The sequence below is a fragment of the Paenibacillus marchantiae genome (genome assembly GCF_028771845.1).
GTDB classification, from domain to species: Bacteria; Bacillota; Bacilli; order Paenibacillales; family Paenibacillaceae; genus Paenibacillus; species Paenibacillus marchantiae.
In genome coordinates, this window is the sequence record NZ_CP118270.1 from 4760855 (window position 1) to 4777582 (window position 16728).

The following is a 16728-nucleotide window of genomic DNA, read 5'->3' on the forward strand; positions in this document are numbered from 1 at the left end:
ATGACGTAGGATAAAATTAAAGAAATTTAGAGAGTCAAATATAATATGCGCTCATTATAAAGCTGGAATGAGTGCATATTATATTTAAGATAACTGAGTTGTGTGATACGACAATTATAATATGCGGGATCACATATTTATCCATACGAATTTAAAAATATCTCGGGGGTTATAAAAAGAAAAAGCCACATTTATCCATGGGATGTAAGTGTAAGTTGAGTTGATTATGGAATCATCAGTTAACTGATGAAGATAAGATAATTGATTGGGTGCAATGTAATGATTTGATAATGATGAGGTTCGTTTGAATTATAACAACTGTTTCACAAAACTCGTATTTTGTACATATGTCTGTTTGTGGGTTTCTAAGTCTTGGTTCCTTAAAACAAAAAAAGCCGCTATAATAGATAGCGACTTTATGGGCTGACCGACTGAGCTCCCCTGTTCATCATAACTGTATTGCTGTATTCTCTGACCAGATTGGTCTTTCACTTCAACTAATTGATTCAGGCATCATAAATATACGTTTGTTTGCCATCGTCCTTTTCCATTGACAGATGTCAACTGATTGGCGTTAAGAATAACATCTGCCTCCTTTTTAAAAGGCACATAGGAGGCCCTTTGACCGCAAAAAGGCAAATTCTATCTTGGTAATTCCCTATTTGTACATACGAGAGGTAACCACTTGTGGGAGCGATGCCCTTCACACTTTACCTGTTTTCTTGGATCTGAAAATCATGAAACTAATCGCAGCCAAAACCCACACACCAATGCCACCATAGAGCATTACCAAGCCAAAGCCGTGCACAAGAGCTTTATGGACCAAGGCTCCTGACGTATCTAGAGAGGACAGTTCTGGAAAACTCTGCTTGAGAGATGTAAAATTTCCGGCCGCTATTTTCTCAGCTAAAGTCCGCAATTTCGTTGTATCGAAAATCCCATGAAGTGCTCCCTTCAAATAAGACAAAATACCATTCTGCAAAATGAATCCCATAACAGCGATGTTAATAGCTAGACTGATCAATCTGGCACTCATGTCTATACCCGAAGCCATGCCTGCACGTGTAATCGAAACCGAGCCAGTCGTCGTGTTGGTTACAGGCGTGTTCGTCAATCCCAGCCCGATACCAGCCAGCAGAGAACCTGGAAGCATGGTTAGCCAGTTGGCGTTATCTCCTCCACTACCATATTTCATTAAAATGAAGCCCGTACCGATGATGAACAAGCCCAATGGAATAACTATACGCGGCTGATAACGGAGCGAAAGGCGCTCTGCCAAGGGAGGGATCACCAAGGTTGGCAGAGCATAAGCCAAGAGAGACAGACCAGCAGCTACAATGCCATAACCAAGACCGCTCTGAAAATAAATCGGCAGATAGATCATGAACGGCCAGAAACTGAAATTCATGCCGATAGAGCCAAGAAGAGCACCGGAAAAATTACGTATCTTGAATACGGAAAAGTCGAACATCGGATGGGCGCTAAGCGTTTCCGCAAAAAGAAAAATAATGAAGCTTATTGATGCTGCAACAAGAACGCCTATGGATACTACGCTAGTAAAGCCATGTTCGGTTCCTTGAGTGATAAAGTATGACAGACCAAAAACCGTCAACGAAAGCGTGACGATGCCAATAATATCTAGTTTTTCCGCATGAGGATCGCTTGATTCATCCACACCGCCAAAAACAAGGATCAATGTGAGGATAGTCAGTGGGACGTGGATCAGGAAAACCCAATGCCAGTTTAATACGGCCACAATCATCCCCCCAATAATGGGTCCAAAACCAAGGCCGATACCAAATACGATCCCCCATACTGCAAAGGCTTTGCTACGCTCCCGCTCCTCCTGAAACCGATGCGAAAGAATTGCAATCTGGCAAATCTGCATTGCACCCGCACCCACACCTTGAAGAAATCGACTGATGATTAGAACCGATGTGTTTTGTGCCAAGCCACAAATCAAAGATGTAATACCAAACAAGACGAGGCTAATAATAAAAATACGTCTCCTTCCATAACGGTCAGCCAGCGTTCCCACTGCCATCAGAACCGTCGCACAGGCAATGGTGTAGGCGTTCATAATCCATTGCATATCCTTGAGGTTTCCATGCAGTACCTTTTCCAAGGTAGGCAGAATTACTGGCACACTGGAAATTTCGAGGCCAAACATTAGTGCGGACAAACATATCGCAGCCAATGCGATTATATTTTTGCTAGAATGGGAAATAGTCATTGAAAGTACCCTCCAATATAAACACGTACATATAACTCTTCTGTAATTACTTTATTTATTTCATATCTACTCATTGCTTGCCATCCTCTCTGACTTCTCATGTATAATTTACGTGTGTCTTATTATATAATTTATATCTTCCATTTTACATATCATATAAAATAAAATATGATAATTATGCTAAGTAATAAAAGCTATTTTCTTCAAAACACCTTAAATTTAAAGGAGCTTATTCAAATGGATCATGTAGATAAACAAGTACTCTTCTATCTTCAAAAACAGGCGAGGATTTCAATGACTGAGCTAGGCAAAAGCGTTGGGTTATCCCAACCTGCCGTAACGGAACGAGTTAAGAGAATGGAAGAGAAGGGAATCATCGAAGAATATCACACCGTTATTTCTCCTGAAAAAATTGGGAAGCATGCGACTGCCTATATGCTTTTTCAAACTAGAGACTGCTTGGCATTTCTTGATTATGTCCATGCATCTCCCCATGTTGCTGAGTGCCACCGCATAAGCGGAGAACATAGTTATTTATTAAAAGTTGTAACAGAATCCACACGCACGCTCGAGGAGTTCAGCAATCAGTGCGATAAATATGGAACCTACACCATCTTGATTGTCATGTCTTCACCGATCGATCATAGTCTTCTCATTCGTTCTCTCGAAGAAGCCAATAGAGCGGACTAATTCCAAGCTGAACTTCCAAAATCATAATCAAGTTCTATATCAACGGACGTTTACAGATATAATAAGGGCCTTAGTCCGAAGAAACTCAGGACCAAGGCCACTTATCTCATTTTTTTACTGTGGAGAATTTCATTTTAATCAATTCCTACGGTCCGATGTCATACAGATCAGAGGTTTTAACTACATATGCTTAATTTTAGATAATCATCTAATCGGTAATCGGACTATGTTCTTGTCCATTTCGGCAATCGGTACAGGTTCTTGTCCTTGGCTCGGGACAAGAACCTGTACCGATAAATAAAAAAGCCGCTAAAATAGCGACTTTGAATGGAACAATGTTCTTGTCCCGTGACATCTCTCTGTGAGATCCCTAATACCTTACCTATCATAGCCTTTTCGTTTTAAATTAAACCTATGCTATCAACACTCAACTTGCTCCGTCAATTAACATTTATGTTAAATTCTTAAAAGAGCAGAAATTAGTTAATCTGCCCTTTTCTTTGAAAGTTATTGTTTGTTAATGAGATAGGATTCATTCGTTCATTGTATATCCCCCTCATCATTTCTAATTTAGTGTCCATGTAGAAATTCTTAAAGGGTAAGACCACCATCGGCTACGATAATGGAACCTGTCATATAACTTGATCCATCCGAAGCCAGGAATGCAACGACTTGAGCGAGTTCCTCTGGTTCAGCAAACCGTCCAATTCTCATATTAGGGAATTCTTCTGGCATATATTCATTGTCTTGCAACATTTGTGGAACAGCCGCTGTCAATGGTGTAGCTACACCACCAGGACAGATCGCGTTAACACGGATTCCTTTTCTGACGTATTCAAGCGCAGCTGCCTTGGTTAAACCGGCAACGCCGTGTTTGCTGGCTGTATAAGCGGCCAAGCTGTGTTCAGCGCGAATGGCTGTTGTAGATGCAGTATTAATGACATGACCGTATCCTTGTTCGTCCATCACTCGAAGTGCATGTTTCATTCCGAGGAATATGCCCTTCAGATTGACATCGATGATTCGATTGAAGTCTTCCAAGCTCATGCTATGGAAACTTTGGAACTGTTGGATGATTCCGGCGTTATTAAAAGCTACATCAATTTTTCCGTACGTATTAACAGCTTGCTGGATATAATTTTGAACATCATCTTCTTTGGAAACATCGGCTTGTACAAAAATGGCTTCGCCATCTTGCTCCTTTACCAGCTCCAGTGTCTCTTGTCCTGTTGCAGTATTATAATCGACCAGAACCAGCTTGGCTCCTCTGGCTGCCATCAGAATGGCGCTTGCTCTTCCTATTCCACTGCCTGCTCCTGTGATTGTAATGACTTTACCTGCCAGGGAATCAGATTGTTTGTTTGCAGCAACCGCAGGTTTGGTTTTCGGAGTTTCTCCTGACACAATTGAAATACCAGCCAAATCATTCTTTAAAGCTAGCAATGTAACTTCAGGAATATCCACTTGAGGAACCTCTACCAACTGATTTAGTGTGAAATTGGAAGCCATCTTAAATGTAGGAGCGTTAATAAACTCGGGTAGATGTTTAGTTAGAATTGCTAACGCCTCTTCATTATTCAGTAAATCCCCGATTTCAATATTTTCATTGTAGGCCATTATTCTTCATCCTCCGATACATGATGTGTGTAAAATATTAAATGATAGTATGACTATTATTTTGATTATTAAGATATCATTTATTGTCTACATTTGCAATTATCATTTGAATACTTGGTAAATTATCGAGGTGGAACGGGAACAAGCCGCAATTGATGATCCAACTGGATTGCTGCTGCTTCTGATAAGAGATCACCCCCAAAGTCAAGAATAGCTCGGAGAGGAACTTCCATTGCTTCTTGATTCGGCGATTCCCCAAGAACAGGTATTGCGGCTAAAATGACCTGTTTACAGACTTCATTTTTCCACAAAACACCCAGTTGTACATCCAAACTGTATTGATCAACAGAATCAACCTGAACGCTCTCTCGCTCCGAGGCGAATTCACCAAATATGCCTCGGAGCCAGCTTATACAAAGACGAAACCACTGCGCAACAGCCGGTTCGACCATGCTGCGTAACCCTCCTGAAGTATGAGGTCTTGCGAGCGATAAGCCATGTACGCCTTTGGTAAAGATATGCATCTCAAACGGGACATTTGCATGGTTAAGAGCTTCTGCAAAAGTCAAAGCGTTACTAACTGGAACCAATCGATCCTCGTACGTGTGAAATATGAACGTTGGCGGTGTTAACGCATCTACAGACTTATCGACGCCTGGTACCGGTACAGGGAAAATACGGCTCATCGATTCCACAATGCATGGATAACCAAGAATCATGGCATTGGGCCTAATCTTTCCCATAGTTCCTAACGCTGCCGCTAAGTGTCCACCAGCCGAGAAGCCACATACAGCTATTTTGTCTGGATCAATCCCCCACTTCGAACTATTCTCCTGAATCAATTCCAGTGCTTCTTCTGCATCATTCAAAGGTTTCGGAAATACAGCGTTCTGATTAATCGAATATTGTAACGTAAAAGCCTGGTACCCCTCCGCTAGAAAAGCCATCGCTATCGGTTCTGCCTCCCGCTCTGAACATGCTCTGTATGCCCCACCAGGTAAAATGAGAACAGCAGGTCGATTGCCCATGTTAGACATTCCTTGTGAAGAATCCAATACATAAGCCGTTAGACTAACGTTCGTATTGGTGAGTTCAACCGTTGTTAACTTCATATATCCTCCTATATTTTCATTTATAGTATATTGAAGCGTTCTCAATTTAAATTTTAGCGGTTCTTCTTTCTTCGAGACCTTTAAGGACTTTAGGGAATTCTTTATCCAGTTTGTAGAAGAACAGACAGATTGCAATCACGACCATTACAACAATAGGTACATATATGTTTAAAGCAATAATAGCTTGTTTAGCTGCATCACCTTGCTCGCTCGCCTGCTCCACGTAACCACCTAAGGCTAGAAACCATCCAATCATGGCTGCTCCCAAAGCAGTACCCACCTTGTTGCCAAAGGCATTAACACTATTCGTTAACCCAACCATTCTTTTACGGAACTTCCATTCTCCATATTCAATCGTATCCGTGGTGAGTGCTCCTCCAACTGCCATGAGAGGAATCGTACCCAGGGTTTGGAATACCGAACACACAAGTCCTAGCATAATACTCTCGGGTGCAATCAATCTAGCCGTTGCTCCAATCAAACCAATGATAACACCACCAAGAGCTGTGTTACGTTTGCCAAACTTTTTGATAAAGGGTCCCGACAAGCTAAAACCGATCACGACCGGAATAAGACCTATCCCTCCCATAATGGCAACCAGATTCACATCTCCCCAGATGTACTTGGCGTAATAGGTTCCTGCAGCGACACCTAATGCGAACAAAATATGAGAAAAGGTACCAACAGTGAACATCAAAAGCCAGTATTTATTGGAGATCAATATTTTCAAACCTTGGACTAGTGAAATTTTCTCCTGAAAAACGCCAAGCTCGTCCAATTGTACATTGTTATATTTCTCTCTGTTGGAGAAAAAGGCGATGAGTATTCCTGCCGCGGCCATGAATGCGAAAATCCCGGCTAATATAGTCCATTCCCTTCTGCCACCACCCATAGCGTTGACAATAGGAAGAAAAGCAATCGCCACAACCATTCCTGCTAAATAACCGCTACTTGATCTGATAATACCCATTAAAGATCTTTCATAGGTGTTGCGTGTAGTCAGGGCCATCAAACTTGAGTAGGGTATGAATGTAGGTGTATACACCATAATGTAAAATACCAGATTTGTTATAATGGCATATACAATTTTACCAGTGACGCTGATATCCGGAACTGAAAATAACAGTAACAACGATACAAACATCGGAATGCTCATCCAGAGTAGCCACGGACGTGCTTGCCCATACTTGGATTTAGTCCGGTCTACGAGCACGCCCATGCCCACATCTGCAACTGCATCAAGCAGTTTGGTAACCAATAGAACAGTTCCTACAATTGCTGCCGATACACCTACAACATCCGTGTAATAATACGTAATTAGTCCCAGCAATCCGCTTGAAATGTTCAGCCCAAACATTCCCATGGAATCTCCGATCAGTCTTTTAGTCGGAATTTCACGTTCAGGTTGATGAGGTGTGTCTGTGTGAGATGTGACGTGTTGGTCATTTACTGCAACTCCCATAGCTTTTCCCCTCCGATATACTCTTGATAGATACGTAATGAATTCGCTTTCATACTTATATTGTAAGATCCATACAGGAATACGGATATAACGCGTTGTTAAGATGAAATAACGTAATCCAAATACAATATCGGAGGTGAGTACCTTATAAAAAAAGAAGCATCGATAATTGTGGCTTCTCTTCATTCAATATGAATAAGTACGTTTATCATTTAATGTAAATCAGAACGAAACCGGGAAGTCTTTTAATCCGCGAATAATCATGCCTTGGCGCCATTCCAATGATTCCTCTGTTGTGTTCAGACGAATATCAGGCATTTTACGCAGTAACGCATGAATAGCAATCTCCCCTTCTAGTCTCGCTAAGGGTGCTCCAAGACAGAAATGTATGCCCTTTCCAAAGGCAATATGATTATTCACCTTACGTGTAATATCAAACGTATCCGGCTCGGGGAACTGCTGTGGATCACGATTTGCAGACGAAAACGAAACAAAGAGCATATCCCCTTGTCGAATATGTTTTCCGCCATACTCTACATCTTCAGTAGCCCAGCGTATGTTGCTCACTTCTGCCGGTCCGTTATACCGAAGGATCTCCTCCAGGGCTGGATGAATCAATTCAGGATCATTCAAGAGCAATTGCTTCTGCTCCGGGTTATCAAGCAACGCCAGCATACCGTTCCCGATCAGATTCACGGTTGTTTCATGGCCTGCAATGATTAGAACGAAGACAAGGGCATATAGTTCCTGCTCCGAAAGAACATCTCCCTCCTCCTCCACGCTGATGAGGTCGCTAATCAGGTCTTCCTGAAGATGTTGGCGTCTTTCTGTGATCAACACATGCAGATAGTCTACGAATGCCTTCATGACCTCATCGCTCTTCTCGTTCATATGTGGATTGTTGAATCCCTCCATGATGGTATTGGACCACTCCTGGAATTTGTCCTGATCCTCTAGAGGAACCCCCAACATTTCACATATAACCATGATCGGAAGGGGAAAAGCATAATCTGCGATCAGATCCAGTTCCCTTTTTCCACTCGCCAGTACCTTGTCAAGCAATTCATCGCTTATTTCTACAATTCTACCGCGCAGGCGCTCAATCATACGGGGTGTAAAAGCTTTCTGTATCAATCTCCGTAGACGGCGGTGATCCTCCGGATTCACACTAAGCAAATTACGAGAAATGATCTCTTGATGTGGCGGAGCTGCCCCCTCAACATTTCCCATGAACGGAGGATTCGTCACAAAGCGTTTATCCTGAAAAATCTCAACGGCGTCTTCGTAGCGAGTAATCATCCATGCAAAGTGACCACTGGGCAAAGGAAACCGATGCACTGGATCTTCGTTTCGCAGCTCCTTGTAGACCGGAAAGGGATTATTTATAAACGATTGATCAAGAAAATCAACTCCCGACTTCGAATGTCCCTTGTTGCCATTGGTAAACATTACAACGCCTCCCGAATATATGATAGTTTGTATATCAATACAATATCAATTCTATCATTACCGAATACGACTTTCAAATTTTGTAATCTTACGTACCCTGCTACACTCACTGGTCAAGCTGAACCATCGCCAACTTGCGATCAAGTTCATCCAACTGTTCTTCAGGTGCGCTGAAGGATGGATAACTGGCCAATTCACGTATACTCGCTTCTCCCATTGGTCCAATGGTTTCTGGATTCAACGTAGCAAAAACTGGTGAAAATCCGCTTAAAGCTTCGCGGCCTCCCTCATTACGAAGCAAGTCATTGAGTGGAGTGTGTGTGCTAAGAATTTTCTTGTATACTTTGGATGGAGCATAGCTTACTTCATACGTACCACTACTCACTTCAATTATGGTATTCTCTTCTTCCTGTGTGACAGGTAATCCGGAATCGGTAAGGATAACACCGTTCAGGGTCACATTCTCCATTTGAGCATGTGGTAGTTTTATCGTAGCTGTTGCATTGAACGGTATGGAGAAGCTGAAGAACAGATTCCCTTGCTCGTTGAATTTCCATTCGCTCTTATACCGTCCTGCTGCCGTATCTACATGAGCTTTAACCCATTGGATTCTGAAATCAGGTAGAGGTGCCAGTAAAGCATGACGGAATCCTGGATTATCCTCGACGGGATTGATTCCTGCCATATTCCGATACATCCATTCTGCAACCGCTCCATAAGCATAATGATTGAGCGAGTTCATGCCATCTCCGCTGATTTTCCCATCCGGAAGAATAGAGTTCCAGCGTTCCCAGATCGTTGTCGCCCCCATATTGACCGCATACAGCCAGCTTGGATAATCATCATTCAGCAGCAGTGTGTATGCAATGTCGTTGCTTCCATGCTCTGACAGAACCCGGTTCAGATAGGGTGTTCCGACAAAGCCTGTTCGCAAATGGTTCTGGTCTTTGCGCAGACGCATGCGGATGTCTTCCTCAATCCGCGGAGTGTGTTGTTCTGGCACCAGATTCATAAACAAGGCAACCGCATATGCCGTCTGCGTATCTACAGCGAGACGTCCATTGCTGGTAAAGAATTCATCCTTTATCGCTGCTCTAACCTCTAGTGCCAGTTGCGCATAGGTCTCCACGAGGTCTCCATGTCCCAGAACTTTGGCTGCCTTCGCTACAATATCTGCTGAATAAGCGTAATACGCTGAAGCCACAAAATGATTATCCGTTCCCCCCATTGGAGAATCGGGATTACCCCCATCCAGTGCAAGCCAGTCACCAAAATGGAAACCTACTGTCCATAACCGTTTGCCGCCTGATTCATCATCGGTACGTTTGATGAAGTCCACCCATGCCTTCATGCTGTCAAATTGTTGCTCAAGAATACCCTTATCTCCAGAGTGAACGTAACTGTTCCATGGAATAATGGTGGCTGCATCGCCCCAAGCACTAGACCCACCGCCTTGCACTCGGCCAACGGGGATCACCATGGGTACCATACCTTCCCGATCTTCCTGTTCCATCCATAGATCATAACCATACTTACTGAAGAAAGCATAGGTATCCATGTTGAAATTAGCAGTACCAGAGAAGACCTGTGCATCACCTGTCCAGCCCATTCGTTCATCCCGTTGCGGACAATCTGTAGGTGTATCCAGGAAATTTCCTTTTTGACCCCATAGTGCATTCTCATATAGACGGTTGATTCCTGAATGGCTTGTCTCCAAATATCCGATGCGGTCCATATCCGAGTAAACAACACATCCTGTAAAATCGTCCAAGTCCAACTTACCAATCCAACCCTCTACTTTGATATATCTGAAGCCGTAGAAGGTAAAGTAGGGTCGAATGATGGCTTCATTGCCATCTGATGTATACGTATATTCCGCCTTGGCCGATCTAAGATTCTCCCGATAGAAATTACCATCCTGAAGTACTTCGCCATATTGTAAATGAATGACTGATCCACGCGGTGCCTGAGTGCGAAATTGTAGCCAGCCGACCATGTTTTGTCCCATATCAATGACGGTCTCCCCAGCTGGGGTGGTGAGGACCTCGATCGGTTTTAATGTTTCCTTGATCACAACGGGGAGACTCTTTCTAGCCATCAGACGCTCGTAGCCTAGATTCGTTTCTTTGACTGGATATTCCTCAGAAACATCCAGAGTAGCATCATAAATTTCTCCATCATAGATGTTACTATCCAACACCGGGGAGCGGGTAGCTCGCCAGGACGTATCTGTTTTAAACACGACTTCGGTACCATCTGTATAGGTAATAATGATTTCGGAAATCAGTGCAAAATGGTCTCCATACAGCTCCCCTGTTGTATCGCCTTCAAAGCCAAAGCGACCTTTGTACCAACCGTTCCCGAGGCCTACATCAACCGTGTTTGTACCAAGCTGTAGCATATCTGTAATATCGTAGGTCTGATACTGCAACCATTTGTGATAGGCATTATAATGGGGAGCCAAATATTCATCTCCAACCTTGGCGCCATTAAGCGTCATCTCGTAAACACCCAGACCACATACGTAGGCACGGGCTTGTACCACTGAACCCGCAATTTCGAAACTTCTTTTCAAGACAGGATGGACTGAACTGTCCAGTTCAGGGGTAATCCACTGAGCTGTCCACGCCTCTTCCTGTTTTGCGGTTTCAAACCAAGCTGTCTCACTGATGGCATCTTCACCACGTTCGTTCCATACCCGTACTCTCCAGTAATATCGGGTCCTTGGAGCTAACGTCAGAGACGGTATATATGCGAGTGAATCAATGTCCTCTTTTTTACCACTGTCAAAAACGATGTTAATGAAGGCTTCATCCAGCGCTATTTCTATTTGTGCAGCAATCTGTTTAGTTGCAGTAGTCTCCGTAACAACATAAGACAAGCTTGGATATTCTATTGCGAATCCTAACGGATTGGATACATGATTTGTTTTTAAATTTGTGATTTTCATGACTTTACCCTCCATTATCGTTGAATACGTTCTCACAACTTTGTTCTGCATTATTGAGATTGGATTGACCTGTACCACTCGTTCACTTCGTCCGTCATTTGTTTTCCGCCAGATTTGAGCCATTTCTTAACAAAATCATCAAAAGCCTCTATAGGCTGCTCGCCATAAATAATAGAATTAAAGGTATCCAACTCCATCTTTTGCAGATAGGTGTTCCTTGATCGCATTATTTTCGTCGCCGGTCCTTGAAACAGGTTTCGTTGGTCTATTTTTTCCTGAGTCGCCTCAACAACGTCTGCCTGTGTAACCGGCAACTCATCCGGGTTGTTCGGGTCTACCCCCATGCTGAAAAAGACGGCTCGATCATAAGCATTCAGTTGTTCACCCTTGCCTAGTTTTAAAATGGCGTCTTTAAATCGTGAGGGGTAGCTTGCATATTGGCTAAACAATGTATATTTGGAGGTATTTACTTTTCCTCCTGGAATTGTACTGCTCTCACTGTTAATAGATCCATCCTGTTTCAGAACATAGTCATACCCGTTTTGATAGGCGCTAAGAAAGAACGGATCATCGGTTACAGTTGCTTCATATAAATAGTTCTGGTATTTAAAAAATGCCTGTAACGCTTCTTCAGAAATGTCTTTGCTAATAAGGAGAGCAGCACTGTAAGAATTGCCCGCCAGTCTCCCTGCTGTTCCATCAGGACCCGTTGGTATCGGATTAGGAATAAATTCTGCTTGAGAATCTCTAGCTATGAGCTGCTTCACCGGATAGTCAGCAAACCATCGTGGTCCTGCAACAATTCCGACCTTGCCGGCAATTACGTTTTCGTTAACTTGACTGAAATCTTGTAATGCAACGTTGTTTCCCATATATCCTTTGCTTTGCCATGATCTCAGTCTCAACAGTGCTTTTTTGATCTCCGGTTGAATGCTGCCGTACATCAACTGTCCCTTTCCATCTTCACCCCATATTTCAGGAAGGGCTCCATAAGCCCCGAATACCCATGAGATATCTCCTGTTGGGGAAGCCAGATACTGATCCTTGATGGCAAAATCAATGCCGTAGGTATCTTTTAACCCATTCCCATCCGGATCATCATAAGTAAAGGCTTTCATGATTTGTTCGAGTTCATCCAGATTACGCGGGGCTTCAAGTCCCAGTTTATCCAGCCAATCTTTACGGATCCATAGTACAGCTTGTGAAGCTTGTTCAGTAATAATGGGGATTGCCATTCTTTTTCCATTTTCAGTGAACGGTTGCCAGGCTTCAGGAACTTCAGCCATAGCCGCTTTCCAGGTGGGAGAGGCGTATTGATCAAAGGCTTCTCCCGCATCCAATACCTTTCCTGAAGTCAGGAACTGATTCGTCGTATCCATGACTTTAGATGAAAATACATCAGGAAGTGGGTCATCGGAAGACAACATTAATCTAAGCTTCATATCGTAATCCTCCACTGGAGCACTCCATTGTGTGCGAATATCCACCCCCAATGTCTTCTTGGCCCAACGTATATGTACGTTATCGGACGCCGTTTCGCTGTTTTTGTATACGGTGGTTGGTTCATCCATCTTAACGGTGGTTAGGACGACTTCATGTTTAACAGATTCCTGTTGAGGAGTTGTTTCATCACATCCCGTCAATAGAGCCAAACAAAGGACGGACAGAAGCAGGGATTTTTTCCTCCAGCTCATATTCAAAATTCTCCTTCATCTATTTCATCTTAATCATATCGTGACAACTATGGGATCGAAATAACGCTATTTCAACATTCCATAATTCAATCTTAACTTACGCTTCTATTACTCTTTGTTTCACTTGTGTTTCTCCTTTGGTCGCCCTACAATGAGATATATTTACATCATTGGCAGGGGGAATAGCGGTGTGAAGCAGAAGTACAGAACATTCCTGAACATGGTGGCAATTACTTTGATTATGCTTGCAGCAGTATTAATCATGTACACCTTCTCTGTCCAGTCCAGCTTGGATACAGTCAAAAAAGATATTGAGGCCAACAACCTTAATCGGGTTCAATTTGTAGTAAATACACTCGACCAGAACATAGATCGGTTAAATATGCTTGCCATTACACTGGAAACGGATAATACAATTGCTCTCCTTCAATCGATCGACGTAATGAGTGCATTTGAGCAGGTTCAGCTCATTCAGAATGTTGAGGCCAGAGTGAAACTTCAAAGTCTTTCGGAAGGATGGAGTAACAAAATATCCATCTACTCCATCCTCCTCAATCAATGGATTATATCTTCGGAAAATCAGATGCAGTCTCCTGAGAATGATTCACCACAGTCAGGGTGGAAAATCGATCCTGTTTCAGGGGCATTTTATAAATACAAGACGAATTCCGAGCTAATTATGCGAATGGAGTTCCCTCGGGGCAATCTGGAGGAACTTGTAGAAAACTCACATCAGGGAGAGAATGAGGCCGTATTCTATCATCCGAATCAGGGATCCATTACTCGCAAAAACGCAAATCCCTTGACCCCCCTTATTTTAGACCAAGTCGTCACTAATCTTAAGCCTGCTTCCGGTACCGAGACAGTCTCCGTTAACGGTTCTGACTATATCGTCAACTATGTTTATTCGCAACAACTTGAATGGTATCTTATTGACTTTATGCCTCTGGATAAGGTGTTGCAACCCATTAAAACCAGCCAAATCTGGTTCTACTCCGCCTGTGTAATGCTATTTATGGCAGGGTTGACAATTATCATTGTTCTCTTTCGGAAAGTTCAGATTCCTATACTGGTTCTTCTGAAGGGAGTTCGACTGCTGAAGCATGCTGAATTCTCTTATCGGATTAAGAGGCAGAGCGGCAATGAATTTGATTATTTGTATGGACAGTTCAATGACATGGCCGAACAGATCGAAGACTTGATCAAGAAAGTATATAAAGAAAAAATCATAGCACGAGAAGCTGTGCTCAAGCAGTTGCAGGCTCAAATCAATCCGCATTTCCTTTATAATTGCCTGTTTTTCATCAATAACATGACGCGACTTGGCAACGAGGAAGCCGTTACGGCCATGACCCAGAATCTTGCGGAGTATTTCAGATATACGACCCGCCTGAATGAACCAATGACCCGTTTGGAAAAAGAACTGGGTATCGTCCGGAATTATCTTGAAATTCAATGTCTGCGTATGGAACGACTCTCCTATCATATCGAACTGCCCGATGATCTCAGTTCTATTCCAATTCCAAAGCTGCTTGTCCAGCCTCTGGTGGAAAATAGTATTATCCACGGAATTGAAATGAAGCGTGATTCAGGTTATATACAGGTTAAGGTAGAACGGACCGAACGAGGTATCCTTCTTACTGTTGAAGATGATGGAACAGGGATGACACTTGACGAGATCAACTCCCTTATGGTTAGACTTGCCGAACCTCCTGTAGATACCATAGGTTGTGCCCTGTGGAACATCACTGAACGTCTGCGTATTCATGATCCTGTTCATTCAGGTATCCAATTGGATCAAAGTCCACTCGGCGGTATGCGGGTGAGAATTCACTGGTCCCTTCCCACAAATGATCGAGAACTTGAATAATAAAGTCTATACAAAATGCCTCATACATCACTTGAATTTTGATGTATGAGGCATTATTGATTTTTAATTGACAGAAAAGTGTCATGTTTGTTAGCATAGTCTGAGTTAAATCGAACAAGGAGGTTTTTCCAATAGAACCCCGGCAAAGGCTTGAAAACGAGCGCAGCGATCTAAAATTGAAGCGGCGCACAAGTATTATTGAAGCAGCTCAAATCGTTTTTTTCAATAAAGGTTTCGAACAAGCAACGATGCAGGAGATCGCCGCTGAGGCGAGCTTGGGCGTCGCTACCATATTCCGTTATTTCCCCAAAAAAGAACAGTTAATTGTTGCGGTCGCTTCCGAAATTGTTCAATCCGAGATCGAAGTGTTCGAGGGCATTCTACACGATCAAGGAACCTGTTATGACAAGCTGGAAAGAATCTTTGATACACTTATTTTCTTCCAACAGGCGGAACATCAACGGAACTCGAAATTAATTGAGGCATTCGAATGTTACGTCTCCATGTCGAAGCTTCCTCTGGACGATATGGAAATCTATCAGGCCAATTATAATAAACTGATTACCCTGTTTACCGAGCTTGCGGAACTTGGTGAACAGGACGGGTCCTTGCGGACGGATGGCAATACTCGTGAAACCATTAATACCATGATTAATGTGTTTGGAAACTTTTCCAAAAAGATGGCGATGTTGAACGGTATTGATGCATTCCAGACCCAAGTAAATGAAGTGCAGCAGTTCAATATCCTAAAAAAACTGTTCCTTGATCATTTGAGAGCCTGAACAAGAGGCTCCGACTTCAGGATAAAACTGATTGCCAGACTATGAGGACCACTGTGAGAGCATATGGAGCAGCCGCCTTCGATGATGTGTACATTGCGAACAGAGGTCTCTTCTAGAATCATGTTGCGTATCCACTCCGCAGTTTCCTCTTCCAGTGTCTGGGCAATAATAATCTGGTCGTGATCAATGCGATGGATATGGCTCAAAATATCCTGTAAAAGTTTCTTAACAATTCTCTCCTTGCTTCCCCTGTATTTCACTCCGGAAAGCACCCTTCCATGTCTAACATATAAAATGGGACGAATTCGAAGCATACTTCCTAGCATATGTTGAATGCTGCTAACCCTGCCTCCCTTGTGAAGATAATCGAGATTATCAACGAGCACATTTAACTGGATTTCATGCCGCGCTGTCTCAAGCCATTCGGCGATCGCAAGGGCACTTTTTCCTTCTGAAGCCATTTCCGCTGCTAAAAGTACATTCATGGCTGTCCCGGCGGATACATTCAGTGAATCTACAACCGTTACCCGTCCTGCGGGGAACTCTCTTGCCGCCACCATGGCGTTCTGATACGTCGATGATAGATGAGAGGACATACTGATAAACAGTATATCCTCTCCGTTCTCGATGACCGGACGGAACACTTGAATGAAATCTGCAGGCGGAGGTGCAGCTGTCTTCGGCAATTGGTCGTATATCTCAACCAAATTGTACATGTCTTTTGCATTGATTTCTTTTCGATCAACATAGGACGTGTCCTGAAAAACAATATATAAAGGTACAATTCCGATATTATATTGGTCCATCCAATCCTGTGGGACATCCGAGATACTATCTGCAAAAATGCGTACTTTCGACATGCTACGCCT

General features: G+C 43.0%; 11 protein-coding genes. 3 read left to right on the forward strand and 8 right to left on the reverse strand.

Translation table 11 applies throughout. The features are described from left to right. Window positions 1-703: 703 nt before the first annotated feature. The gene (locus PTQ21_RS21550; protein ID WP_274567083.1) at window positions 704-2233 is read right to left on the reverse strand and encodes an MFS transporter; all 1530 of its coding nucleotides are present in this window, start codon (window positions 2231-2233) and stop codon (window positions 704-706) included. A gap of 237 nt (window positions 2234-2470) precedes the next feature. On the opposite strand from PTQ21_RS21550, the gene PTQ21_RS21555 reads away from it, so the two are divergent. After that, entirely contained in the window at window positions 2471-2923 is a 453-nt protein-coding gene (locus tag PTQ21_RS21555) for an Lrp/AsnC family transcriptional regulator (RefSeq protein WP_063563815.1), read from the forward strand. A 591-nt stretch (window positions 2924-3514) separates the two neighbouring features. On the opposite strand, the gene PTQ21_RS21560 is transcribed toward PTQ21_RS21555, so the two are convergent. The 6 genes from PTQ21_RS21560 to PTQ21_RS21585 all read right to left on the reverse strand — a co-directional run bounded on the left by PTQ21_RS21560 (window position 3515) and on the right by PTQ21_RS21585 (window position 13207). Further along, window positions 3515-4267, reverse strand: a complete 753-nt coding sequence (locus PTQ21_RS21560) for an SDR family NAD(P)-dependent oxidoreductase (protein WP_072733506.1) — start codon at window positions 4265-4267, stop codon at window positions 3515-3517. Between the two features lie 395 nt (window positions 4268-4662). Continuing rightward, entirely contained in the window at window positions 4663-5652 is a 990-nt protein-coding gene (locus PTQ21_RS21565; protein WP_274567084.1) for an alpha/beta hydrolase, read from the reverse strand. A 46-nt stretch (window positions 5653-5698) separates the two neighbouring features. Next, window positions 5699-7114, reverse strand: coding sequence for an MFS transporter (locus PTQ21_RS21570; RefSeq protein WP_274567085.1), 1416 nt, complete (start codon window positions 7112-7114; stop codon window positions 5699-5701). 222 nt (window positions 7115-7336) lie between these two features. After that, complete coding sequence (locus tag PTQ21_RS21575; protein WP_090806577.1) at window positions 7337-8563, reverse strand: cytochrome P450 family protein; 1227 nt, start codon at window positions 8561-8563, stop codon at window positions 7337-7339. 106 nt (window positions 8564-8669) lie between these two features. Next, window positions 8670-11513 (reverse strand): alpha-L-rhamnosidase, encoded by a 2844-nt coding sequence (locus tag PTQ21_RS21580; RefSeq protein WP_063563812.1) that lies wholly within the window; start codon window positions 11511-11513, stop codon window positions 8670-8672. Between the two features lie 50 nt (window positions 11514-11563). Continuing rightward, window positions 11564-13207 (reverse strand): type 2 periplasmic-binding domain-containing protein, encoded by a 1644-nt coding sequence (locus PTQ21_RS21585; protein ID WP_274567086.1) that lies wholly within the window; start codon window positions 13205-13207, stop codon window positions 11564-11566. 190 nt (window positions 13208-13397) lie between these two features. On the opposite strand from PTQ21_RS21585, the gene PTQ21_RS21590 reads away from it, so the two are divergent. Then, window positions 13398-15077: a sensor histidine kinase gene (locus PTQ21_RS21590; protein WP_274567087.1), complete on the forward strand. Its 1680-nt coding sequence runs from the start codon at window positions 13398-13400 to the stop codon at window positions 15075-15077. 176 nt (window positions 15078-15253) lie between these two features. Further along, window positions 15254-15859 (forward strand): TetR/AcrR family transcriptional regulator, encoded by a 606-nt coding sequence (locus PTQ21_RS21595; protein WP_063563809.1) that lies wholly within the window; start codon window positions 15254-15256, stop codon window positions 15857-15859. On the opposite strand, the gene PTQ21_RS21600 is transcribed toward PTQ21_RS21595, so the two are convergent. Beyond that, window positions 15844-16719, reverse strand: a complete 876-nt coding sequence (locus tag PTQ21_RS21600; RefSeq protein ID WP_072732970.1) for a DegV family protein — start codon at window positions 16717-16719, stop codon at window positions 15844-15846. The two genes, PTQ21_RS21595 and PTQ21_RS21600, sit on opposite strands and share 16 nt — an antisense overlap. Window positions 16720-16728 lie beyond the last annotated feature (9 nt).